This is a genomic window from Streptomyces nigrescens (genome assembly GCF_027626975.1).
Classification (GTDB): Bacteria; Actinomycetota; Actinomycetes; order Streptomycetales; family Streptomycetaceae; genus Streptomyces; species Streptomyces nigrescens.
Map to the genome: position 1 here is coordinate 7,042,153 of NZ_CP114203.1, position 22,958 is coordinate 7,065,110.

A 22,958-nucleotide genomic window follows, 5' to 3' on the forward strand; every position below is an offset into this window, starting at 1 on the left:
AGACGGTCGGGATCAGAAGAGCGGAGCGGGCAGCACACCTTCCAGGGCCAGCAGCAGGCGCTTGGTCTCCAGGCCGCCGCCGAAGCCGCCGATCCCGCCGTCACTGGCCACGACACGGTGGCAGGGGACGACGACCGGCAGCGGATTGGACCCCATCGCCGCACCCACCGCACGGGCGGCGCCCGGCTCCCCGACCCGGTCGGCGAGGTCCTGATAGCCGACGACGCTGCCATAGGGGACACCGTCGGCCAGGGCATGCAGGACCCGGGCGTTGAAGCCGGAGGACAGCGACCAGTCCAGGGGGACGGTGAAGGCCCGCAGCTCCCCGGCGAAATAGGCGGTCAGCTCGGTGGCGGCCGTCGTCAGATGGGGTATCCCGGCGAGCGGCGGGCCGCCGAAGAGCTGCTCCAGACGGGTCAGCTCCCGGCGGGCCGTCCGCTCGTCGGCATGGAAGACGACCCGGACCAGGCCCTCCCGGCTCGCCGCGACCAGCAGCGGACCGATGGGGGTCGCCAGCCGCCTCCAGGCCCAGTCACGCCGCGCCGCTGTGTCCGGCGCCGCGGCCGGCGGTGTCGCCGGCCCGGAATCCTGCTCTGGATACGTCACCTGATCAGGGTAGGACGCACCACTGACAAAGCGACGGGGAACGGACCGGCGCCCCGCGCCTGCCGTCCCCCGTCGCCGCCGGACGCTCAGTCGTCGTCGTGGTCCTCCAGGGCGTCACGCACCACGTCGGGCTTGTTGGTGATGATGCCGTCGACGCCCAGGCCGGCGACCTTCACCGCGACCGCCGGGTCGTCGACGGTCCAGGTGTACAGGTCCAGCGCCCGGCCGTGCGGGCCCCGCAGACCGTGCACGGCGGCGACGTACTCCCGGGTGACCGCCGTGTGGACGGGGTTGATCTGGTCGCAGTACTTCGCGAACTTCGGGAGGTCGGCGACGGACGGATTGCCGAGGAAGCCCGTCTTGATGTCCGACCGGAGCATGTGCACGGTCTTGATGGCGTCGGCGTTGAAGCTCTGGACGATCAGGCGGTGCTTCACGTGCCCCTTGTCCAGCCAGCCCGCGCGGCGCAGCTCCGTGAGGGTCTGCAGCTCGATGCCGGGGTAGAGCTCCGGCGACTTGAGCTCCATCAGCAGGCTCTGGTCGTTGTGCTCGACCTCGTCCATGTAGTCCTCGAGGGTCGGCACCCGCTCCCCCCGGAACTTCGGTCCGAACCAGCTGCCCGCGTCCAGCTTCTCGATCTCCTTGAGCGTGAAGTCCGAGACGTTCCACGGGGAGCGGCCGGGGAAGACCTGCTCGACGTCGGTCGTCCGGGCGAGCGAGTTGTCATGGAGGATGACCAGCTCGCCGTCCTTCGTGCGCTGTACGTCGTTCTCGACCCACTCGATTCCGAGCCGGTCGGCCGCGTCGATCGCGGCGAGGGTGTTCTCGGGCGCGTAGGACGAGGCACCGCGGTGGGCGACCGTCAGCGGAGTGTGTCCGGCCGCCGCGGCCTGGGCGGAGGTCGGGGAGAGGACGAGCGTGGACAGACCCATGAGCCCACCGGCGACAACGGTGGCGACGGGGCGAATACGCATACGGGCTCCTCGTGACGTCGTGGACGTGAGCTGACGTGTAGTGACGTGAACCGGGTCGGACGGACAGAGGCTCGCAGCCGGGCCGTAGCGGGAGGCGGTCGTGTGGTGTCCGGGACCTGAACGGGACGTGGCCGGTGTTCCGTTCTGGAGCGTCGCGCAGTTGCAGGATGCCCGGATCAGCCGTGCTACAGACGTACGCTCCGCCGTCGTCCAACTTGCCGGAGCCACGGCATCCGCGCATCTTGGCCGATGATGCGTCACCCCTCGTGCTTCTGACCGGTTTTGACTGGACGTCTCGCGGGCTGGCCCGGGGCGACTGGTTCCGGGTGCGGGCGGGCCGCACTCAGGCAAACGGGCTCCGGCCGGGAGCGGGGGAGCTTCCCGGCACGCGGGGGTCACGTCCTGCGCGGCGTCCCGCGTCCGCCCCCGGCCCCGCGTCCGCCCTCGGCCCCGTGTTCGCACCGGCCCCGCGGCGCTCCGTACCCGCCGGGCGCCGCGACCTCACCGTCCCGCGCGCGCCGCCGCATCGCCGCCCGCCCCACCGCCGTACCGCCGCCCGCCCCACCCCACCGCCGTGCCCGCCGACCCGTGCCCGTCGGGCCCCGCCACCTCCGCCGTCCCGCGCCCGCGGCGCCCGCCGCCCGCCGTGTGCGCCGCGGGCCACCGGTCGCTCCCACGGCAAAACCGCAGGTCGGAGCATTGGCCACGTCGGTTGTCAGTGCTGGGTCGTACGGTGGATCCCATGCGGCCCGTATCGAAGATCGAACGCACGGTGGCGCCTTTCGAGGTTGTCAGCCCCTACCAGCCCAATGGCGACCAGCCGGCGGCCATCGCCGAGCTGGACCGGCGTATCCGCGGGGGTGAAAAGGATGTCGTCCTGCTGGGCGCGACCGGCACCGGCAAGTCGGCGACCACCGCGTGGATGATCGAAAAGCTGCAGCGCCCGACGCTTGTGATGGCGCCCAACAAGACGCTTGCGGCCCAGCTCGCCAACGAATTCCGCGAGCTGCTGCCGAACAACGCCGTCGAGTACTTCGTCTCCTATTACGACTACTACCAGCCCGAGGCGTACGTCCCGCAGTCCGATACGTACATCGAGAAGGACTCCTCCATCAACGAGGAGGTCGAACGGCTGCGCCACTCCGCGACGAATTCCCTGCTCACGCGGCGTGATGTCGTCGTGGTCGCCTCGGTGTCCTGCATCTACGGCCTGGGCACCCCGCAGGAGTACGTCGACCGGATGGTGCCGCTGAAGGTCGGCGACGAAATCGACCGCGACCAGCTGCTGCGCCGCTTCGTCGACATCCAGTACACCCGCAACGACGTGGCCTTCACCCGCGGCACCTTCCGGGTGCGCGGCGACACCATCGAGATCTTCCCGGTCTATGAAGAGCTGGCCGTGCGGATCGAGATGTTCGGCGACGAGATCGAGGCGCTGTCCACCCTGCACCCGCTCACCGGCGAGGTGATCAGCGACGACCGGGAGCTGTACATCTTCCCGGCCAGCCACTACATCGCGGGCCCCGAGCGCATGGAGCGTGCCATCGCGGGGATCGAGGCCGAGCTGGCGGACAGCCTCGCCACGATGGAGAAGCAGGGCAAGCATCTGGAGGCCCAGCGGCTGCGGATGCGCACCACGTACGACATCGAGATGATGCGTCAGATCGGCTCCTGCTCGGGCATCGAGAACTATTCGATGCACATGGACGGCCGTGAGCCCGGCTCCGCGCCCAACACCCTCATCGACTACTTCCCGGACGACTTCCTCCTGGTCATCGACGAGTCGCATGTCACCGTCCCGCAGATCGGCGCCATGTACGAGGGCGACGCCTCGCGTAAGCGGACCCTGGTCGAGCACGGCTTCCGGCTGCCGTCCGCCATGGACAACCGCCCGCTGAAGTGGGAAGAGTTCCTGGAGCGCATCGGCCAGACCGTCTATCTGTCCGCGACCCCCGGGAAGTACGAGCTCGCGCGCGGCGACGGTTTCGTCGAGCAGATCATCCGTCCGACCGGGCTGGTCGACCCGGAGGTGGTGGTCAAGCCCACCGACGGGCAGATCGACGACCTGGTGCACGAGATCCGGCAGCGGACGGAGAAGAACGAACGCATCCTGGTCACCACCCTCACCAAGAAGATGGCCGAGGACCTCACGGACTACTTCCTCGAGCTCGGCATCCAGGTCCGCTATCTGCACAGCGACGTGGACACCCTGCGCCGGGTGGAGCTGCTGCGGGAGCTGCGATCGGGTGAGTACGACGTCCTGGTCGGCATCAACCTGCTGCGGGAGGGCCTCGACCTCCCCGAGGTCTCCCTGGTGGCCATTCTGGACGCCGACAAGGAGGGCTTCCTGCGCTCCGGTTCGGCGCTCATCCAGACCATCGGACGTGCGGCGCGCAATGTCTCCGGACAGGTGCACATGTACGCCGACAAGGTCACCCCGGCGATGGAGAAGGCCATCGACGAGACCAACCGCCGCCGGGAGAAGCAGCTGGCGTACAACAAGGAGAACGGCATCGACCCGCAGCCGCTCCGCAAGAAGATCGGCGACATCGTCGCCACCATCGCCCGCGAGGAGATCGACACCCAGGAGCTGCTGGGCACGGGCTTCCGCAAGGGGGCCGAGGCCAAGGATGCCAAGGGCAAGGCACCGGTCCCGGCGCTCGGTGCCAAGGGCGCGAAGGGCAAGGGCGCCAAGGCGGGCGCGGAGCTGACGGACCGTCCCGCCGCCGAACTGGCCGAGATCATCGAGGAGATGACGGAGCGGATGCGTGCCGCAGCCGCGGAGCTGCAGTTCGAGGTCGCCGCCCGGCTGCGCGACGAGGTGGGTGAACTGAAGAAGGAGCTGCGGCAAATGAGGGAGGCCGGGGTGAAGTAAGGGGGCCGGCGGGAGTCGAGGGACAGTCCGGGGGCCGTGCGCCGTCCGGGCCTGCCCGTACCGGTCCGCTGCGGGCATCGCCGCACGTGAGCGCGTTCTGGCCAGCGGCCCGGTGTGTTGCAGAAGCGCCACAAAACGCGGGCCTTGTGCGTCCCCGGCCCGCCACCGTGCGTAGGGTCGAAGGGCCGCCGGAAAGCTGGGCGGGGACAGTACGAGAGAGGGGACGGCGCGTGTCGGTCAATTTGTCCAAGGGGCAGGGCATCAGCCTGCAGAAGTCCGACGGAGGAGCCCTGACCGCGGTGCGGATGGGGCTGGGGTGGCGCTCGGCGCCGCGCCGTGGCCTCTTCGGGAGGCGGACCAGCGAGATCGACCTCGACGCCTCGGCGGTGCTGTTCGCCGACAAGAAGCCGATAGACGTCGTCTTCTTCCAGCACCTGGTCAGCGATGACGGTGCGGTCCGGCACACCGGCGACAACCTGGTCGGCGGTGCGGGCCAGGGCGGCGACGACGAGGCGATCCTGGTCGACCTGGCGCGGGTGCCGGTGCACATCGACCAGATCGTGTTCACCGTCAACTCCTTCACCGGCCAGACCTTCGCCGAGGTGCAGGACGCCTTCTGCCGTCTGGTGGACGAGACCACCGGCCAGGAACTGGCCCGCTACACCCTCACGGGCGGCGGCAACTACACCGCACAGGTCATGTCCAAGGTGCACCGGGTGGGCAACGGCTGGCAGATGACCGCCATCGGCGAGCCCTCCGTCGGCCGCACCTTCCAGGACCTCGTGCCGGCGATCGTGCCGCACCTGTAGCCACCACCGTCCGGCAGCGCGCACCGGGCCGCGCCGCCGCCGCTCCGGGCCCGCGCCCGGCGTCCGGCCCGGGGGAACGCCACCACTACCAGGGGGAACAACGATGACGGCCGAGCTGGTCCGGGGGCAGAACCATCCACTGGACCGGACGCGGGTGGAGATCCGGGTGGCGGCGGGCGGTCCCGTCGTCGCCGGCGTCACCCTCGGCGACGAGCAGGGCAGGCTCTCCGGCGTCGAGGCGGTGGCCCATCCGGGCGCGCCCCGCCGTACCGGCATCGAGGTTCCCCGCCAGGCGGCCGCCGAGCACCGCATCGCGGTGGATCTCGACGCGCTGTCCGCCGCCGTCCACCGGGTGAGCGTGCTGCTGGCGCTGCCCACCGGGATCGGTGGGCTGACCGCCTTCGGTGCGGCCGCCGCGCCGTCCGTCACGGTCACCGGCCTCGACGGCACCGGCATCGCCCGCTACACGATCACCGGCCTGGGCGCCGAGTCCGCCGTCGTCGCCGTGGAGCTCTACCGCAGACAGGGCACCTGGAAGGTGCGGGCCGTGGGCCAGGGCTACGCCGACGGCCTCCCGGCGATGCTGCGTGACCAGGGGCTGCCCCAGGCGGCGGAGCTGGCCGCGGAGATCGAGGAAGCGGTCGGCCGGGGACAGGCCCGGGCGGTCCCGGCGCCCGCACCCCTGGCGGCCGGCCGGTCCGAACGGCCCGGCGCCGGTCCGGCTGCCCCGCCCGCCCAGGACCGGCCGTCCCCCGCTCCCGCCGCGGCAGCTGACGGACCGGCACCTTCCGGAACCGGAGCCGGTGCAGGAGGCGGGAGCGCGGCCGGACCCGGACCCGGATCCGGAGCGGGGGCGAAGGCCGCCGCCGGCGCCAAGGCCGGAGACCTGCCGCCCGCCCCGGCGGACGGCGGCCCCATCGACTACCGGCACCCCCGACGGCGCAGCACCCCCGCACCGGCCGCTCCCGCCCCGTCTGCCGCGCGGCCGGCCGGCACGCCTCCTTCGGCCGCGGGTCCCACCGCACCGGACGGCTCCCCGCTGCCGGTGGCCGGTGACGCCGCCGGCTGGAGCATGGACGAGCGGCTCTACAACCAGGTCTGGGGCATGTTCGAGGACCTGGCGCGTTCGGTCGCCGCCTACCGCAGCGCCGCCGACTTCGCCGAGTCCCGCCTGGAGCAGGAGCTCGACCGGGCGCTTGCCGACCCGCGCCACCGCCTCGGCACGGCGGGCGAGGACGCGCGCGCCACGGCCCGCGACAAGCACGCCACCCTCGTCACCCAGGCCCGCGCCGCCCTCGACCGTGACCTCGCGCAGCTCATGGCCGAGTCGGAGGTCGTGGAGCCCGCGCTGCCGCCCGCCTTCGCCCGCTGGGACAACCCCGTATGGCAGGGCTACCACGTCCCGGCGGAGCGTCCGATGGCGCTGCGCCTGGGCGATCTGCACCTCCCGGAGGTCCTGGACCTCCGCATCCCCATGCTGGTCCGTCTCCCGCTGGAGCGCGGGCTGTGGATCGACAGCGGGCCCGATTCCTACGCCCACGGCGGCCCCGGTCCCGAGCGCGACATCGGCCGGCGGGAGCTGCCCGGCGCACTCACGGACGGGCCGCCCGACGAGTCCGAGCTGCGCCGCCTGGCCATGGAGTCGGCCGTCGCGATCGCCGCCCGGCTGCTCGCCATCCACCCCGCCGGCGACTTCGCGGTGCAGGTCATCGACCCGGCCGGGGCCGCCGCGCCGGCGCTGGCGCCGTTGGTGGAGAGCGGTGCGCTGCCCGCCTTCCCGCTGCCGGGCGCCCAGGGGGTGACCGCGGTCCTGGAGGAGCTGACGCGGCGGGTGGAGCTCGTCCAGATGGCCGTGCGCCATCGCGCCGCGGATGCCCTTCCGGCGGATCTCGACACCGCCGAGCAGCTGCTGATCGTGCATGACTTCCCGCACGGCTTCGACGACCGTGCCCTGACCCGGCTCCGCTATCTGGCCGACGAGGGGCCGGCGGTCGGAGTGCATCTGATGCTGGTCGCCGACCGCGCCCAGAGCCGGGAGTACGGCCCGGTCCTGGATCCGCTGTGGCGCTCCCTGCTGCGGATCACCCCCGTGCCCGATGCGCACCTCGCCGACCCCTGGGTCGGCCATGCCTGGACGTACGAGCCACCCCTCGCCCCGAAGGGCAGTCAGGTGGTGCGTCAGGTGCTGGGCCGGCTCGCGGCGGCCAGAAAAGCCTCCTGAGCAGGCACTTTACCTTTTTCTTTACTATTCATTGGGCTTCCTTTACGCTTCTTGGTGCGGAGGGGAGTATTCCCACTACGACGTACCCGTCATCACGGATTGAGAGTGTGACGAGATCCCGGGGCGTCGGTCCCGTTCCCTTCGGGCGGACGGGGCGGAAGAGACCTCCGGCAGCGACGACGCTGTAAGTGCCGTACGACTCTGCCGGAGGAGCAGTGGACGTTTCCCTGAACCTGTGGGTCCTGACCATCCTTGGTCTGTGCGCCCTGATCGCCGCCGATTTCTTCATCGGTGGCCGCAAACCCCATGAGGTCTCCCTCAAGGAGGCCGGAATCTGGACCGGTGTCTGGATCGCCCTCGCCGCGCTGTTCGGCGTCGGGCTGCTGCTGTTCGGTGGCACCGCACCGGCCGGTGAGTTCTTCGCCGGCTTCATCACCGAGAAGTCCCTGAGCGTCGACAACCTCTTCGTTTTCGTGCTGATCATGGCGAAGTTCGCGGTCCCGGCGATCTACCAGCAGCGGGTGCTGATGGTGGGTGTGCTGATCGCGCTGGTGCTGCGGGCCGGCTTCATCGGCGCGGGCGCCGCGATCATCGCCAACTTCTCCTGGGTCTTCTACATCTTCGGCGCGTTCCTCATCTGGACCGCGTGGAAGCTCATCAAGGAGGCACGGGCCGAGGAGGAGGACGAGGAGTTCGAGGAGAACCGCTTCCTGAAGATGGTCGAGAAGCGCTTCCCGTCGACCGACCAGTACCACGGCACCAAGCTGTTCATCGTCGAGAACGGCAAGCGGCTGATGACGCCGATGCTGATCGTCATGCTGGCGATCGGCACCACCGACGTCCTCTTCGCGCTGGACTCCATCCCGGCGATCTTCGGCCTCACCCAGGACCCGTACATCGTCTTCACCGCCAACGCCTTCGCCCTGATGGGTCTGCGGCAGCTGTACTTCCTGATCGGCGGACTGCTCAAGAAGCTGGTCCACCTCTCGTACGGCCTGTCGGTCATCCTGGGCTTCATCGGCGTGAAGCTGGTGCTGCACGCCCTCCACGAGTCCGGGGTGCCGGTACCCGAGATCACCATTCCGGTCTCGCTGGGCGTCATCTGCGCCGTCCTGGTCGTCACCACCCTCACCAGCCTGCGCGCCTCGAAGAAGCAGGCCGCGGCCGAGGCCACGGCCAAGGAGCGCATAGACGCCTGAGCCGGCGCCCAGGGCCCCGGAACGGCAACGACGGCGCCCGGTTCCCGCTCCTCCCGGAGCGGGGCCGGGCGCCGTCGCCGTGTACCGGGAAGCACCCGTCAGTACGTCACCGTGATCCGCCGCGCCACGCCGTCGACCCGGATCGTGCCGCCGTACGGGATCACCAGTTGCGGATCGGTGTGGCCGAGATCGACATCGAAGACCGCAACGGTGTCCGGGGGCGTACGCAGCCAGCGCACGCAGCACCGCCGCACGCTGCTCGCGTACGTAGGAGGCCTTCGCCTCGCCGGAGAGCGGACGGGACAGCGACCACGCCTTGGGACGGCCCATCAGCAGCGCGGGAAACCGCCGCAGCAGACCACGCTCGCCCATGCTGCGCAGCACGAAGTACACCTCGTCGGCCCCGGGCAGCTCCTCGGAGGTCTCCAGGAACAGCACACAGCCGTCGTACGCGGCCGCCTCCTGGATCTCACGGTCCGCCATCAGCATCCAGGACAGCACCTCGATGCTGCCGCCCCAGCTGGGGCCCTCGACCACCCGCTCCGGACCGTGCCACCACCAGCCCCCGCCGGGCCACAGCGCGGGCTCGGCGGCGAAGGTGTCCGGGTCGTCCCAGTCGCCGTTCTCGTCGCCGTAGCGCTCCGCCGGCCGCAGTTCATACGGGCCCGGGGTGAACAGCGCGGCGCGCAGCGCATCCGCGGTGAGCGGGTGCATCGCCCCGGGGCGGCCCAGTTCGCACATCACCGCGGCGCCGTGGAAGCCGACGATTCCGGCGTTCCAGAGATACGCCAGCAGATTGGTGTTGTCGCTGTAGCCGAAGAACGGCTTGGGGTGGTCGCGGAAGACCTCACGGTCCAGATGGGGCAGCACGGTGAGCTGGTCGTCGCCGCCGATACTGGCGAACACGGCGGTGATGTCCGGGTCCGCGAACGCCGCATGCAGATCGGCGGCCCGCTCCTGCGCACCGGCGCCCCACTTCCGCGTGGTCGGGTACTCGACCGGGATCAGCCCGAACTCCTTCTCCAGCCGGGCCAGACCGAGTTCATACGGAACCGGGAACCTCTGCGGCAGGCCGGAGGAGGGCGAGAGCACGGCCACGCGGTCACCCGGACGAGGCTTGGGCGGGTGACGGAGCACGGAGGCGGACGGCGACGAGATCGGCATGGCGTGAGGGTACGGGCGCTCCGGCGGACCGGCAGCCCATTTCCCGTCGCCCGGCCGAGGCGCACGGGCCCGCCGCGTCCGCCGTCCCGCGTCCTACCAGCCGCGCTCGCGCCACTGGGCGAGGTGCGGACGCTCCGCGCCGAGTGTGGTGTCGTTGCCGTGGCCCGGATAGACCCAGGTCTCGTCGGGGAGTTCGCCGAAGAGCTTGCCCTCCACGTCGTCGATGAGACGGGCGAAGTTCTCGGCGCTGCCGAAGGTGTTGCCCACGCCGCCGGGGAACAGGCAGTCCCCGGTGAACAGATGGGGCGCCCCGTGCGGGTCGTCGTAGACCAGCGCGATGCTGCCCGGGGTGTGCCCGACCAGGTGGCGCGCGGTCAGTTCGACACGGCCGACGGTGAGGGTGTCGCCGTCCTCGACCGGCACGTCCGTGGGGACGGGGATGCCCTCGGCGTCGTACCGCCCCGCGTAGGTCCGCGCGCCCGTCGCGTCGACGACCTCGCGCAGCGCGCCCCAGTGGTCACCGTGCCGGTGGGTGGTGACCACGGAGGCGATACCGCTGTCGCCGATCAGCGAGAGAAGGGTGTGCGGCTCGGCGGCCGCGTCGATCAGCAGCTGCTCATCGGTCGCCCGGCACCGCAGCACATAGGCGTTGTTGTTCATCGGACCGACCGCGACCTTGGAAATCATCAGGTCGGTCAGCTCGTGCACGTCGGCCGGTCCGCCGACCTTCACTGCTCCGCTGTAGCCCATGGGACCACTCTAGAGCGGCGGTACGGCAGGCAGGACGGAGCCGTGGCTGTCCAGTGTGCTGCCGTCGCCGCGTCCGGTGAGCCAGCCGACCAGCGCGGCCGCGGAGCCCGTCACCACCAGCGGCGCGGCCCCGGCATCCGGCCCGGTCACCGTGCGGCCGGTGCGCCACCGGCGGCCGTCGTCGGCCCGCAGCTCCAGCGGAGGCACATCCGGGTGACCGGCGAACTTGATCGCGGTCAGAAAGTCCAGCTCACGGTCGATGAAGGCGGACGACAGCTGGTCGACGGTATGGCCGACGCCGAGGTCGACATGGTGCAGTTCGAGCTCGGCCAGCCGGCGCAGCGGCAGCCGGTCGGCCCGCTCGACGACGCCGTTGCGCATCTCCACCTCGAAGGACCGGCGTGCCTCCGGCAGCGCCTCCATCGCCGCGTCGAACCGCGCTGCGCTCTCCCGGAGATCCTCCAGCTGGGCCGCCAGCGGACGGCCGGCCCCCTGCTCGATATCGCGCTCACGCGCCTCGGCACTGGCGTACATCGGTGTCCGCACGTCCGTACGCGCCCAGGTGAGGAGGTTGCCCAGCGCGTCCGCGTTGCGCGCCAGATGGGCGAGGACATGGCCGCGGGTCCAGTCGGGGAGCAGCGACGGCTCGCCGATCGCCGCGTCGTCGAGCTTGCTCACCGAGACCAGGAGCCGGTCGGTGGCCTCGCGGACGGCTGCCACATCGTGCGGGAAGTCAGGCGGGGTGAGGGTCATGGTCCGACGCTAGCGCCGTCGGGGCGGGTTCGGGAGTCGGCCGGCGCCGGTCGGGGCGTACGCGGGCGGGGCGGGTGGCGCGTATCAGCCGGCCGGCCCGGCCGGTCCGCGCCACCCGTGGTGGGGGTCAGGCCGCCTGGCCGTCCGGTGTGCCGAACCAGCTCCGGAGCGCTGCGTCCAGAGCCTCCCGGGTGTCCTGGGCGCCGGAGTCCGCCGCCCAGGCGGTGCAGCCGTCCGGCCGCACCAGCAGAGCGGCCAGGCCGGGCCGTCCGGGGCAGGCCGCGGTGCGTATCCGCACCCGGTCGCCGTACCCCGCGGCGCGCTCGCGCACCCCGGCGTCATCGGCGAGATCGAGCAACAGCCCGCGGCCGTCGTGGAGATGGCCGGCGAGCCGGGTGCCGTCGGAGAGCTCCAGGTCCGGTGCGCTGCGGCCGGTCAGCGGATGGTCGCCGGGCAGGTCGTAGCGCTGTGCGACACCGGAGATCTTCTTGGCGAAGAAGGTGGTGGCGGTGGTGGTTCCGGTCAGTTCCGAGATCACTTCGCGCAGAGCCCGGGCGTGCGACTCCGGCCGCATCAGGGCCACTTGGGCCCGGGTCCACTCCAGCACCCACGCGCCCAGGGGGTGCCGCTCGGCCGTGTAGGTGTCGAGCAGCCCCTCGGGCGCCCAGCCGCGTACCGTGGCGGCCAGTTTCCAGCCGAGGTTCATCGCGTCCCCGATGCCGAGGTTCAGCCCCTGGCCGCCGAACGGCGAGTGCACATGGGCCGCGTCACCGGCCAGCAGTACCCGTCCGGAGCGGTAGTCGGGAACCTGGCGCGCATGGTCAGTGAACCGGGTCGCCGAAAGCACCTTGTGGATCTCGACGCCCGGCACCCCGGACACCTTGCGCAGGGACTCCTCCAACTCCTCGGCGGTGACGGGCGCTTCGCGGTCCGCGGGCGGCCCGTCGAATTCCACGGTGAGGATCCGGCCGGGCATCGGCCCGTGCACATACGTCCCGGTCTTGGTCCAGTTCCAGCCGGCCCCCAGTTCCTCGGTGCCGGTCATCTCCACCAGGGCCTGACGGCCGGTGATCTCGGGGTCCGTGCCGGGGAACGGGAAGCCGGCGAGCCTTCGGACCGTACTGCGGCCGCCGTCGCAGCCGGCCAGCCAGCCGGTGCGCAGCGACCCGTCCGAGGTGTGGACGTGTACGCCGTCGTCGTCGGTGTCGAAGCCGGTCAGGGTCACCCCGCGGCGCAGGTCGACGCCCAGTTCGGCGGCGCGAGCGCCGAGCAGCCGCTCCAGCGCCTCCTGCGGTACGAGGCCGACGTCGGCGGCGGGTCCGTGGCCGTCGAAGTCCGGGTCGGACTCGTCCAGCAGGTCGCCGCGCAGCATGATGCCCGCGAAATGCCCGGCGAACTTCGGCGGCTGCCGCACCGTGGAGGCGCCGGCGGCCTGCCGCTGCCGCAGGAACGAGCTGAACCTCTCGAAGGCCTCGCGCTGTGCCTCCGCCAGGGCGGGCAGCATCCCGCGCCGGTAAAAGGCCTCCGAACTGGGGGAGTTGATCGCCCCCGCCTTGATCGTCGTGTCCACTTCGGTGAGCCGCTCCAGGACGATCACCGAGACCTCTGCCAGTGCGAGTTCGCAGGCGAGCATCAGCCCCACCGGGCCGCCCCCCGCCACCACTACGTCTGCGTCATGCGTCATGGAGTAAGTGTAGTGACTAAAAATTTGTTGCGAATAAAAGGTGGCGTAAAATTCCGGGCATGGTGGACAAGGGGTGGCGCAGTGGTGAGGCGCCGGACGGTGAGCGGCCGGGGGGCCGGCAGCCGGAGACCGGTTTCGGGGTGGAGGAGGGGCGGCTGACGCTCCGCGAGCGCAAGAAGCTGCGCACCCGGCAGCGGATCTCCGGTGAGGCCACGCTGCTGTTCATCCGGCGCGGCTTCGACCACGTCACCGTCGCCGAGGTGGCCCGTGCCGCCGAGGTGTCGACGATGACGGTCTTCAACTACTTCCCGCGCAAGGAGGACCTCTTCCTCGACCGGATCCCCGAGGCCCGGGAGCTGATCGTCCGCGCCGTCCGGGAGCGCGGGGAGGACGAGCCGCCGCTCGCCGCGCTGCGCCGGCTCGTGCTCGGCCTGCTGGCGGAGCGGCATCCGCTGGGCGGGGTGGGGGAGGGGTTCGAGCACTTCTGGCGCACGGCGCTGGACTCACCGGCGCTGCGGGCGCGGGGGCGGGAGGCGGTCGAGGAGATGGAGGACACTCTCGCCGCGCTGCTCGCCGAGATCGCGGGAGGCGATACGGACCGGCCCGCTCATGACGCCCGGCTGGGTGCGGCGCTGATCGTCGCGGCGATCCGGGTGGCGTACGTCGAAGCCGCGACCCGGCAGCTCAAGGGTGACCCGGTGGACGAGGTGGCCGTTGAGCAGACGGAGGTGCTGCGGCGCACGTTCGAGGCGCTGGAGCGGGCGCTGCCCGGATTTGCCTGACGGGCGCGTTCCCGCAGCGTACGGGCGTGCGGCGGGGCGGGAAGATTGTGGGGCCGCCACACGTTCGGGTGAAGAGGGCTTGCGAGTCCGTTAAATCGAATGCGCGTGCTATAAGCTCGTGTGTGGCATCTCAAAGACAGTGCCGCGGCGGGCCCCATACCCTGGGGCGGGGCTCCGCTCCGCTCCGCCGCCTCTGCTCACCACCGAGCGGCGGACGCAGAGCCGCGGCCCCCGCCCCCTCCAAGAAAGGTGCCGACCGGCGTGGCCGACCGTCTCATCGTCCGTGGCGCTCGCGAGCACAACCTCAAGAACGTCTCGCTCGACCTCCCCCGCGACTCCCTCATCGTCTTCACGGGGCTCTCCGGGTCGGGCAAGTCCTCGCTCGCCTTCGACACGATCTTCGCCGAGGGGCAGCGGCGCTATGTCGAGTCGCTCTCCTCCTACGCCCGGCAGTTCCTCGGGCAGATGGACAAGCCCGATGTGGACTTCATCGAGGGCCTGTCCCCCGCGGTGTCGATCGACCAGAAGTCGACCTCGCGCAACCCGCGCTCGACGGTCGGCACGATCACTGAGGTCTACGACTACCTCCGTCTGCTCTTCGCCCGTATCGGCAAGCCGCACTGTCCCGAGTGCGGGCGGCCGATCGCCCGGCAGTCGCCGCAGGCCATCGTCGACAAGGTGCTGGAGCTGCCCGAGGGCAGCCGCTTCCAGGTGCTCTCCCCGCTGGTGCGCGAGCGCAAGGGCGAGTTCGTCGATCTCTTCTCCGACCTCCAGACCAAGGGCTACAGCCGTGCGCGGGTGGACGGGGAGACGATCCACCTCGCCGAGCCGCCCAAGCTGAAGAAGCAGGAGAAGCACACCATCGAGGTGGTCGTCGACCGCCTCACGGTCAAGGAGACCGCCAAGCGGCGGCTGACCGACTCCGTCGAGACCGCCCTCGGGCTCTCCGGAGGCATGGTCATCCTCGACTTCGTCGACCTGGATCCGGACGACCCGCAGCGCGAGCGGATGTACTCGGAGCATCTGTACTGCGCCTATGACGATCTCTCCTTCGAGGAGCTGGAGCCCCGCTCCTTCTCCTTCAACTCGCCCTTCGGCGCCTGCCCGGACTGCACCGGCATCGGTACGCGCATGGAGGTCGACCCCGAGCTGATCGTCCCCGACGAGGACCGCTCCCTCGACGAGGGCGCGATCCACCCCTGGTCGCACGGGCACACCAAGGAGTACTTCGGCCGCCTGGTCGGCGCGCTGGCGGACGCCCTTGGATTCCGGACGGACATCCCGTGGGCCGGGCTGCCGGCCCGCGCCAAGAAGGCCCTGCTGCAGGGCCACAAGACCCAGATCGAGGTGCGCTACCGCAATCGGTACGGCCGCCAGCGGGCCTACACCACCCCGTTCGAGGGCGCCGTGCCGTTCGTCAAGCGGCGGCACTCCGAGGCGGAGAGCGACACCAGCAGGGAGCGCTTCGAGGGCTATATGCGCGAGGTGCCCTGCCCGACCTGTGAGGGCACCCGGCTCAAGCCGATCGTGCTCGCCGTCACGGTCCAGCAGAGGTCGATCGCCGAGGTCGCGGCCATGTCGATCAGTGACTGCGCCGACTTCCTGCGGGACATGAAGCTCACCGCGCGCGAGAAGAAGATCGCCGAGCGGGTCCTCAAGGAGGTCAACGAACGGCTGAAGTTCCTGGTCGACGTCGGCCTGGACTACCTCTCGCTGAACCGCGCGGCCGGCACCCTCTCCGGCGGTGAGGCCCAGCGCATCCGCCTCGCCACCCAGATCGGCTCCGGCCTGGTGGGCGTGCTCTACGTCCTGGACGAACCGTCGATCGGTCTGCACCAGCGCGACAACCACCGGCTCATCGAGACCCTGGTGCGGCTGCGCGACATGGGCAACACCCTGATCGTCGTCGAACACGACGAGGACACCATCAAGGTCGCCGACTGGGTCGTGGACATCGGCCCGGGCGCCGGTGAGCACGGCGGCAGGGTCGTGCACAGCGGCCCGATGAAGCAGCTGCTGGCCAACAAGGAATCGATCACCGGTCAGTATCTGGCCGGCAAGAAGGCCATCGCGACACCGGACATCCGGCGGCCCGCCGACCCGGCGCGGCAGCTGACGGTGCACGGCGCGAAGGAGAACAACCTCCGCGACATCGACGTCTCCTTCCCGCTCGGGGTGTTCTCCGCCGTCACCGGAGTCTCCGGCTCCGGCAAGTCGACGCTGGTCAACGACATCCTCTACACCCACCTCGCGCGCGAGCTGAACGGCGCCAAGTCGGTGCCCGGCCGGCACACCCGGGTCGCCGGCGACGACCTGGTGGACAAGGTCGTGCATGTCGACCAGTCGCCGATCGGCCGCACCCCCCGCTCCAACCCGGCCACCTACACCGGCGTCTTCGACCATGTCCGCAAGCTCTTCGCGGAGACGATGGAGGCCAAGGTCCGCGGCTATCTGCCGGGACGCTTCTCCTTCAACGTCAAGGGCGGCCGCTGCGAGAACTGCTCCGGCGACGGCACCATCAAGATCGAGATGAACTTCCTGCCGGATGTGTATGTGCCGTGCGAGGTCTGCCACGGGGCGCGCTACAACCGGGAGACGCTGGAGGTCCACTACAAGGGCAAGTCCATCGCCGAGGTGTTGGACATGCCCATCGAGGAGGCCCTGAGCTTCTTCGAGGCGGTGCCGACCATCGCCCGGCATCTCAAGACGCTCCACGAGGTCGGCCTCGGCTATGTCCGGCTCGGGCAGTCCGCGCCGACGCTCTCCGGTGGTGAGGCGCAGCGCGTCAAGCTGGCCAGTGAGCTCCAGAAGCGCTCGACGGGCAGCACGGTCTATGTCCTCGACGAGCCGACCACCGGTCTGCACTTCGACGACATCAGCAAGCTGATCAATGTGCTGTCCGGCCTGGTCGACAAGGGCAACACAGTGATCGTCATCGAGCACAACCTCGATGTGATCAAGACGGCCGACTGGGTCATCGACATGGGCCCCGAGGGCGGCAACGGCGGCGGTCTGGTCGTCGCCGAAGGCACCCCGGAGGACATCGCGTCCATCCCGGCCAGCCACACCGGCAAGTTCCTGCGGGAGATCCTCGGCGACCGCGTCAGTGATGCCGCGCCGGTGAAGGCATCCGCCAAGAAGCCGGTGGCCAAGAAGGCCGCGGCGAAGAAGACCGCGGCCAAGAAGACCACGGCGCGCACCCGCCGGGTCTCCTGACCCCAACGGGCCGTTCCCGCCGGGCCGTCACCGCTCTCCGCGCAACGGGGGGCGGTGGCGGCCCGTCGTGGTGACGGTGCGGCGGGCCTGACGGTACGCCGGCGGCGGTCGGCCCGTACGCCCCGCGCCGGAGCGCGCCGCCCGGCACCTGCCTCAGGATCACTCCGCGTCCCCGCGCCGCGCCCCGCTCCGGGCTACGCCGCCAGCTCCGCCGCGAACGGCGGCTCCGCGCCCGCCCGCGAGCAGGTGACGGCGGCCGCGCGGGCGGCGAAGCGCAGGATGTCCTGCCAGTCCTCGGCGCCGAGGGCGGCGACGGCGGTGCGCGAGAGGGCGTCGTGGGCGTCCAGACGGTGCAGCAGTGCGGCATTGACCGTGTCGCCGGCGCCGATGGTGTCGACGACGGTGACCGGTTCGCCGGGCACCGTCAGCGCGCCGCCGCCCGGCGTCAGCACCGTCAGACCGTCCCCGCCATGGGTGAGGACGATCGCCGCGGGCCCCGCGGCCAGCCACTCCTTCGCCGCCGAGAGCGCGGCTTCCCGGCCCCCGCCCACGGCACCGCCCGGCCCCTCGCCGGATCCCGCCAGCCACAGGGCGTCCTCCTCGGAGAGCTTCAGCAGCGCGACGTCGGGAAGCCAGGAGCGGAAGCGCGCCCGGTAGGCATCCGGGTCGGGGATCAGACCGGGCCGGATGTTGGGGTCGAGCGCCGTGAAGACCCCGCGCCGGGCCTCGCGGCGCAGCAGCGACTCATACGCACTCGCGCCCGGCTCCAGCACGAGCGAGCAGGTGCCGAGGGAGAGCGCCCGGGCCGCGGCGGGCAGCACCGGCGGCAGGGTGAAGAGCCGGTCGGCGGTGCCGTCGGCATAGAAGCCGTAACCCGCCGACCCGTCCGGGCTGATGTCCGCCACGGCGAGGGTGGTCGGCTCACTGCCGCGCTGCACCAGAGAGGTGTCCACGCCACCGCCGTGCAGCCCGTCCAGCAGCGCCTCGCCGAAGGCGTCGGTCGAGATCCGGGAGCAGAACGCGGCGGGCGAGCCCAGCCGCCCCAGCGCGACCGCGGTGTTGTACGGGCCACCGCCGCGCCGCGGCAGCAACGCCGGCAACGGGCCGTCCGGGGCGGCGGAGGGGCTCCCGTCATGGGCGGCCGGGAGGGGATTCTGCGGGCTGGGGACGAGGTCGATCAGTGCCTCGCCGGCGACGACGATCACGGGGTGCGGTTCCTTTCCTGGGCGGCCTGGGGTGCGGCCGGGCGCGTGGGCGGGGCGGGTTCGGCGCAGCCGCACGACGTGCGGTGCACAAAGGTGCAGGGGAGGCGGACGGTGCGCGGGGGCCGGTCCGGCTCCTCCAGGCGCTCCAGCAGCAGCCGGACCGCGGCCGCCCCGAGGTCCTTGCTGGGCTGGGCGATCGCGGTCAGCCGGGGCGTGAACAGCTCCGCCCACGAGAAGTCGTCGAAGCAGGCCAGCGCGGTATCGCGGGGCACCTCCCGGCCCAGTTCGCGCAGCGCCCGCAGCGCGCCGATGGTCATCGCGTTGTTCGCGGTGATGATCGCGGTGGGCGGTTCGGCCGCGGCGAGCAGCTGCCGGGTGGCGTCCTGGGCGCCCGCCGCCTCGGAATTTCCCCCGGCGAGGAGTGCGGGCACGAACGGCAGACCGCGGGCGCGCAGCCCCTCGCGGTAGCCCTCGACCCGCTCGGTGGTGGTGCTCAGCCCGGGGAGGCCGGCCACCAGACCGATCCGGGTGTGCCCCAAGTCGGCCAGATGCTCCACCAGTTGACGCATCGGGCCGGTGTTCTCGGCGCACACCTGGTCATGGCCGTCGCCGACCAGCCGGTCCAGGAAGACCGTCGGCACCTTGCGCCGGCCCAGGTACTCCACCATCTCCGCGGGCTCCGCGGACGGCGCGACGATCATGCCGTCCACCCGTCGTTCGTGCAGCAGCCGGACGACCTTGCACTCATGCCGCGGATCGTCGTGCGGATCGGCGATCAGCAGGCTGTAGCCGGCCTCCAGCGCGCCGGCCTCGACGCCCTGGAGGATCTCGGTGAAGTACGGATTGCTGATCGCGGAGACCGCGAGGCCGATGGAGCGGGTGCGGGAGGTGACCAGGGAGCGGGCCAGGGTGTTGTGGGTGTAGCCGAGCTCGTCCATGGCGCCGAGCACCGCGGCCCGGGTGCCGGGGCGCACCGGCCGGGTCTCGTTCAGCACATGCGAGACCGTGGCGACCGAGACCCCCGCCCGCCGCGCCACATCCACCATCGTCGTCATCCGGCTCTTCCTCCCGCGTGTGCGGCACCCCGGTGGTGCCCCGGCCTTCCGGGGCTCATCCCGCGAAGGCGCGAAGGCCACCACACTACGAGCCTCCGACCCCTAACGTAAACGCTTACGTAAGCGTTTACGTTAGGGGTCGACCAGGTGCCCGGCCCGGGCGGAAGCGGAACGATCTGTGCCGGTATCGTCAGGAGCCGCCGGCCTCCGACCCCCTCTGATCCCCCTCCGGCCCTGACCTCTGGAGCAGCCATGAGCCAGTCCCCCGACCGCCGAACCGTGCTGCGGGGAGCCGCGCTCGCCGGGGCCGCCGGCTTCGGGCTGGTGGCCTGCTCGACGGGGGACTCGGGCGCGAACGCCTCAGCGGTGCCCGACGAGCCGGTCGAACTCGGGGCCGCCGCGGAGGTGCCGGTCGGCGGCGCCAAGCTCTACCGCGAGGACCGGCTCGTGGTGTCGCAGCCCGCCAAGGGCACGTACAAGTGCTTCAGCGCCAAGTGCACCCACGCCGGCTGCGTCCTGGCCGACGTCGAGAAGAAGGAGGGCAGCTGCCCCTGCCACGGCAGCCGCTTCGACGTCACCACCGGCGAGGTCCTCCAGGGCCCGGCGTCCGAGCCGCTGCCCGAGGTCCCGGTCAAGGCCAAGGGCGGCAAGCTGATCGCGGGCTGAGGCGCCGGCCCGCCGGCACCGCGCGACTCACCCCCAGTCCCAGGCGATGCCCAGTATCCCGGGCCGTACCCCCTGCTCCACGAGGTGCACGGCGCGGTGCCGGCCGCTGAGCGTCAGATCCTGCTGGCCGCTGCGCGGGGCGCCCGCGGAGGTCTGGGCGAAGCGGCGGCAGCGCACCGGCAGCGCCGCGTCGTCGAAGCGCACCTGAAGGACGTACTGTCCGCCGGCGAAGCTGAAGCCGCGCAGATACTCACTGCTCGGACCGCCGCTGCCGTCCTCGAAGACGTAACCGAAGACATGGGTGTCACCGGCCCGCAGCCGGGCGTCGAAGAGCAGCTCGGCGACCACCACCCCGGTCTCGGCGTGCCCGCGGACCCGGCCCAGCCGGCAGTTCTCCGCGGCCCGCACCCGCACCCGGTCCGTCTCGCAGCCCGACTCGCCCCGGTGAATGGCGACATAGCGGTCCACGCCGTCCCGGTGGGCCCGGACCACCTGGAGCGATTCGCGGGTGAGGAGCTGACGACCGGGCCCGATGGCGACCCGCTCGTGATGGCCCACGGTGTGCAGTCCGCCGTCCGCGGGCGTCTCCAGCTCGGCGAACAGCTGCTGCAGCGCGGCGGCGGGCGCCACCAGGGAGCGGTACGTGCGGGCGGCCGGCCGCTCGGCGTCCGGGCGGGCGGCGCCCTCCGGCACCAGCAGCCGGTGCAGCGAGTGCGCGGGCAGTTCCAGGACCTCTTCCAGGGCGCGCACCGCGCGCAGCGACTCGGGGCGCTGCGGCCGCCGGGCGCCCTGCTGCCAGTAGCTCAGACTGGTCACGCCGATGGTGATGCCACGCTGGGCGAGCTTGTGCTGGACGCGGGTGAGCGCGAGCCCGCGCTCGGTGAGCGCGGAGCGCAGCGCGAGATGGAACGGACCGGTCTGCAGCAGCTGTGCCAGCTCGGCCGACTGCGGAGTGTTCTGTGCCATTGCCTCATTCCTCCGGCGCGCGGGTGAACGTTCACAACCGGATCGCGCGCTGCACACTCTGCGTTCCTGTTCACTGCGGTACGCCGGGCACCGGCCGTTCACATCCGGGCCCGTCCGTCCACACCCCCATGTCCTTCCGCATTGAAGCGTGTTGACCTGCCTGCGACAACACCTGATGCTCCTCATCAGCATCCGGATGCGCTCCTCTCACCCCTCACCCCCCTGTTCGGGAGGAACGCCATGACTCGTGCACCCCACGCACGCCGTTCCCGCCGCAGATGGCTGTCGGCCGCCGCGCTCACCACCGCCGCACTGACCCTGCTCACCGGCGCGACCGTCGCCTCGGCCGCGCCCCTCACACCCCCGGCGCACACCCCCGCCGCCACCGCCGCGGATACGGCCGCAGCACCGCGCTTCGCCGCCAACCGCCTCAACATCTCCATGCAGGCCCAGGAGAACACCAACTGGTGCTGGGCCGCCTCCGGCAACACCATCGCGACCTGGTACGGCAGGAACTACAGCCAGAACCAGTTCTGCAACGCCGCCTTCAACCGTCAGCAGGGCAGCGACTGCCCCAACAACCAGGCCACTCTCGGCAATGTGCAGACCGCCCTCAACTGGATGGGCATCAACTCCGGCTCCTATGTGACCGGTTGGCTGCGCTCCGGCACCGTGCAGAGCGAGATCGACGCCAACCGGCCCGTCGAGACCCGCATCCAGTGGTCCTCCGGCGGTGGCCATATGCACGTGGTCTATGGCTATGACACAGATCGAAACTGGATCTACTGGGGTGATCCCTGGGCGACCAACTCCCGCTACAACTGGGGCGATTTCGACTACTACGTGAACGGAAGCTCCTTCTCCTGGACGCACTCCCTCTACCGGATAGGAGCCTGAGGCCATGACGAAGCGCACCGCCGTCCGCACCACCCTTCGCGCCGTCGCCACAGGAGCGTTCGCGACCACCCTCATCGGCCTGGCCCCGCCTGCCGCACTGGCCGCACCCGCCCCCACGCCCCAGGCCCCCGCCCGCGCGAGCGTCGCCGCCGCCCACGAGGCGGCCACCGCCCCCGCGACACTGGACACCCTGGCCCGCTTCTTCGCCGCGGACCGCAAGCGCGCCGGCGCGCCGGCCGTGGCTCCCGGCGCCGCGCCGGCCGTTCCGCACATCGAGGGCGGCACCGTCCCCGTCTACGCCCTGTCACCGGACTTCGTACGCGGCAGGACCGCGGCCCCCGTCGCCCGCCTGGAGTTCCTCGCCAGCAAGGCCGTCGCCACCGACGGCCGCACGGCCTCCGTATGGACCGTGCGGCAGGGCGCCGCCTGGAAGGTCGTCAACATCGCCGCCGGCGACGACGAGACCCGCTACACCGCGGCCGGGGCCGCGCGGGCGAAGGGCGGCACGGTCTTCCACGAGCCGCAGATCGACGCCTGGTACGTGCAGCGCGGCGACCGGATCGAGCCGCTGGACGTCGACGCCCGCAAGGCCGTCGGGCCACACGGCACCACCGTCGCCGCCTACCAGAAGCGGGTGGCGAAGGCCTACGGGGACAAGCTGCCGGGCTCCGCGTACGACCGGCGCGGCGAGGCCGGCGGCTACGGGCCGGAGGCCGCCGCCGGTGCCGAGAAGCCACAGGCCCAGCCGGCACCGGCCCAGCAGCCCGTCACGGCGGGCGCGTTCACGGACGACAGCCTGCCGGTGACCGCGGCCACGACCGTGGCGGGCGCCGCCGCCCTGCTGGCCCTGGGGCTGTCCGTCTCGGCGGCACTGCGCCGGCGACGCAGCGGCTGACCCGGTGCGCCTGCCCGTCGCATGCCGTCCGCGCGGCGGGCAGGTCTTCCCCGCCCCCGCCCCCTCTCCCCCTTCGGGGGAGGGGGCGGGGGTGGGGGGAGCAGCCGCCGCGCGAACCGACCTCACGGCCCCCCACGGCCCCCCACGATCCGCCTGCCGCCTGCCCGCCCCGCCCCGACGGGCACCCCGTGCCACGACCGCCCGCCGCCCCGATGCCCGGTGACGGACGAGTACCGGCCAC

17 protein-coding genes and 1 pseudogene are annotated in these 22,958 nt (G+C 71.6%); 9 read left to right on the top strand and 9 right to left on the bottom strand.

Going from position 1 to position 22,958, the window contains the following annotated elements:
- Positions 1–12 precede the first annotated feature (12 nt).
- Positions 13–606 carry a methylated-DNA--[protein]-cysteine S-methyltransferase gene (locus tag STRNI_RS31145; protein WP_159490377.1) on the bottom strand — a complete coding sequence of 198 codons (594 nt, stop codon included), beginning with the start codon at positions 604–606 and terminating at the stop codon, positions 13–15.
- An 86-nt stretch (positions 607–692) separates the two neighbouring features.
- Positions 693–1,580, bottom strand: a complete 888-nt coding sequence (locus tag STRNI_RS31150; protein ID WP_018091900.1) for a glycerophosphodiester phosphodiesterase — start codon at positions 1,578–1,580, stop codon at positions 693–695.
- A gap of 742 nt (positions 1,581–2,322) precedes the next feature.
- Between STRNI_RS31150 and uvrB the strand changes: the two genes are divergently transcribed.
- From uvrB to STRNI_RS31170, 4 genes are all read left to right on the top strand, one after another.
- Complete coding sequence (gene uvrB / locus STRNI_RS31155; protein WP_159490375.1) at positions 2,323–4,455, top strand: excinuclease ABC subunit UvrB; 2,133 nt, start codon at positions 2,323–2,325, stop codon at positions 4,453–4,455.
- Positions 4,456–4,685: 230 nt separating this feature from the next.
- The gene (locus STRNI_RS31160; RefSeq protein WP_018091898.1) at positions 4,686–5,264 is read left to right on the top strand and encodes a TerD family protein; all 579 of its coding nucleotides are present in this window, start codon (positions 4,686–4,688) and stop codon (positions 5,262–5,264) included.
- 103 nt (positions 5,265–5,367) lie between these two features.
- Positions 5,368–7,485 carry a TerD family protein gene (locus tag STRNI_RS31165; protein ID WP_277412419.1) on the top strand — a complete coding sequence of 706 codons (2,118 nt, stop codon included), beginning with the start codon at positions 5,368–5,370 and terminating at the stop codon, positions 7,483–7,485.
- Positions 7,486–7,700: 215 nt separating this feature from the next.
- On the top strand, positions 7,701–8,684 hold the full coding sequence (locus tag STRNI_RS31170; RefSeq protein WP_018091896.1) for a TerC family protein: 984 nt from the start codon (positions 7,701–7,703) through the stop codon (positions 8,682–8,684).
- Positions 8,685–8,782: 98 nt separating this feature from the next.
- Here STRNI_RS31170 and STRNI_RS31175 read toward each other — a convergent pair.
- The 4 genes and pseudogenes from STRNI_RS31175 to STRNI_RS31190 all read right to left on the bottom strand — a co-directional run bounded on the left by STRNI_RS31175 (position 8,783) and on the right by STRNI_RS31190 (position 13,035).
- Positions 8,783–9,848: pseudogene (locus STRNI_RS31175) on the bottom strand (S66 family peptidase).
- Positions 9,849–9,941: 93 nt separating this feature from the next.
- Positions 9,942–10,598 (bottom strand): MBL fold metallo-hydrolase, encoded by a 657-nt coding sequence (locus STRNI_RS31180; RefSeq protein ID WP_093645277.1) that lies wholly within the window; start codon positions 10,596–10,598, stop codon positions 9,942–9,944.
- A gap of 9 nt (positions 10,599–10,607) precedes the next feature.
- Positions 10,608–11,351 (bottom strand): maleylpyruvate isomerase family mycothiol-dependent enzyme, encoded by a 744-nt coding sequence (locus STRNI_RS31185; protein ID WP_159490369.1) that lies wholly within the window; start codon positions 11,349–11,351, stop codon positions 10,608–10,610.
- Positions 11,352–11,478: 127 nt separating this feature from the next.
- The gene (locus tag STRNI_RS31190; protein WP_277412420.1) at positions 11,479–13,035 is read right to left on the bottom strand and encodes an FAD-dependent oxidoreductase; all 1,557 of its coding nucleotides are present in this window, start codon (positions 13,033–13,035) and stop codon (positions 11,479–11,481) included.
- 59 nt (positions 13,036–13,094) lie between these two features.
- Between STRNI_RS31190 and STRNI_RS31195 the strand changes: the two genes are divergently transcribed.
- Together STRNI_RS31195 and uvrA are read left to right on the top strand one after the other, a co-directional pair.
- Entirely contained in the window at positions 13,095–13,817 is a 723-nt protein-coding gene (locus STRNI_RS31195; protein ID WP_277412421.1) for a TetR/AcrR family transcriptional regulator, read from the top strand.
- A 261-nt stretch (positions 13,818–14,078) separates the two neighbouring features.
- Positions 14,079–17,033: an excinuclease ABC subunit UvrA gene (uvrA, locus tag STRNI_RS31200; RefSeq protein ID WP_159490365.1), complete on the top strand. Its 2,955-nt coding sequence runs from the start codon at positions 14,079–14,081 to the stop codon at positions 17,031–17,033.
- A 194-nt stretch (positions 17,034–17,227) separates the two neighbouring features.
- On the opposite strand, the gene STRNI_RS31205 is transcribed toward uvrA, so the two are convergent.
- Positions 17,228–18,238, bottom strand: a complete 1,011-nt coding sequence (locus STRNI_RS31205; RefSeq protein WP_277412422.1) for a carbohydrate kinase family protein — start codon at positions 18,236–18,238, stop codon at positions 17,228–17,230.
- Positions 18,235–19,293 carry a LacI family DNA-binding transcriptional regulator gene (locus STRNI_RS31210; RefSeq protein ID WP_277412423.1) on the bottom strand — a complete coding sequence of 353 codons (1,059 nt, stop codon included), beginning with the start codon at positions 19,291–19,293 and terminating at the stop codon, positions 18,235–18,237. Before STRNI_RS31210 ends, STRNI_RS31205 begins: the two co-directional genes overlap by 4 nt.
- Before the next feature lie 252 nt (positions 19,294–19,545).
- Here STRNI_RS31210 and STRNI_RS31215 point away from each other — a divergent pair, with 252 nt between their 5' ends.
- A complete protein-coding gene (locus STRNI_RS31215; RefSeq protein WP_277412424.1) occupies positions 19,546–19,959 on the top strand; it encodes a Rieske (2Fe-2S) protein in 414 nt (137 codons plus the stop codon).
- Between the two features lie 27 nt (positions 19,960–19,986).
- Here STRNI_RS31215 and STRNI_RS31220 read toward each other — a convergent pair whose 3' ends face one another.
- A complete protein-coding gene (locus STRNI_RS31220) occupies positions 19,987–20,925 on the bottom strand; it encodes a hypothetical protein (RefSeq protein WP_018091886.1) in 939 nt (312 codons plus the stop codon).
- Positions 20,926–21,165: 240 nt separating this feature from the next.
- Between STRNI_RS31220 and STRNI_RS31225 the strand changes: the two genes are divergently transcribed.
- Both STRNI_RS31225 and STRNI_RS31230 read left to right on the top strand, forming a co-directional pair.
- Positions 21,166–21,822: a papain-like cysteine protease family protein gene (locus STRNI_RS31225; protein WP_266448829.1), complete on the top strand. Its 657-nt coding sequence runs from the start codon at positions 21,166–21,168 to the stop codon at positions 21,820–21,822.
- A 4-nt stretch (positions 21,823–21,826) separates the two neighbouring features.
- The gene (locus STRNI_RS31230; protein ID WP_159490357.1) at positions 21,827–22,717 is read left to right on the top strand and encodes a hypothetical protein; all 891 of its coding nucleotides are present in this window, start codon (positions 21,827–21,829) and stop codon (positions 22,715–22,717) included.
- The last annotated feature ends 241 nt before the right edge of the window (positions 22,718–22,958 follow it).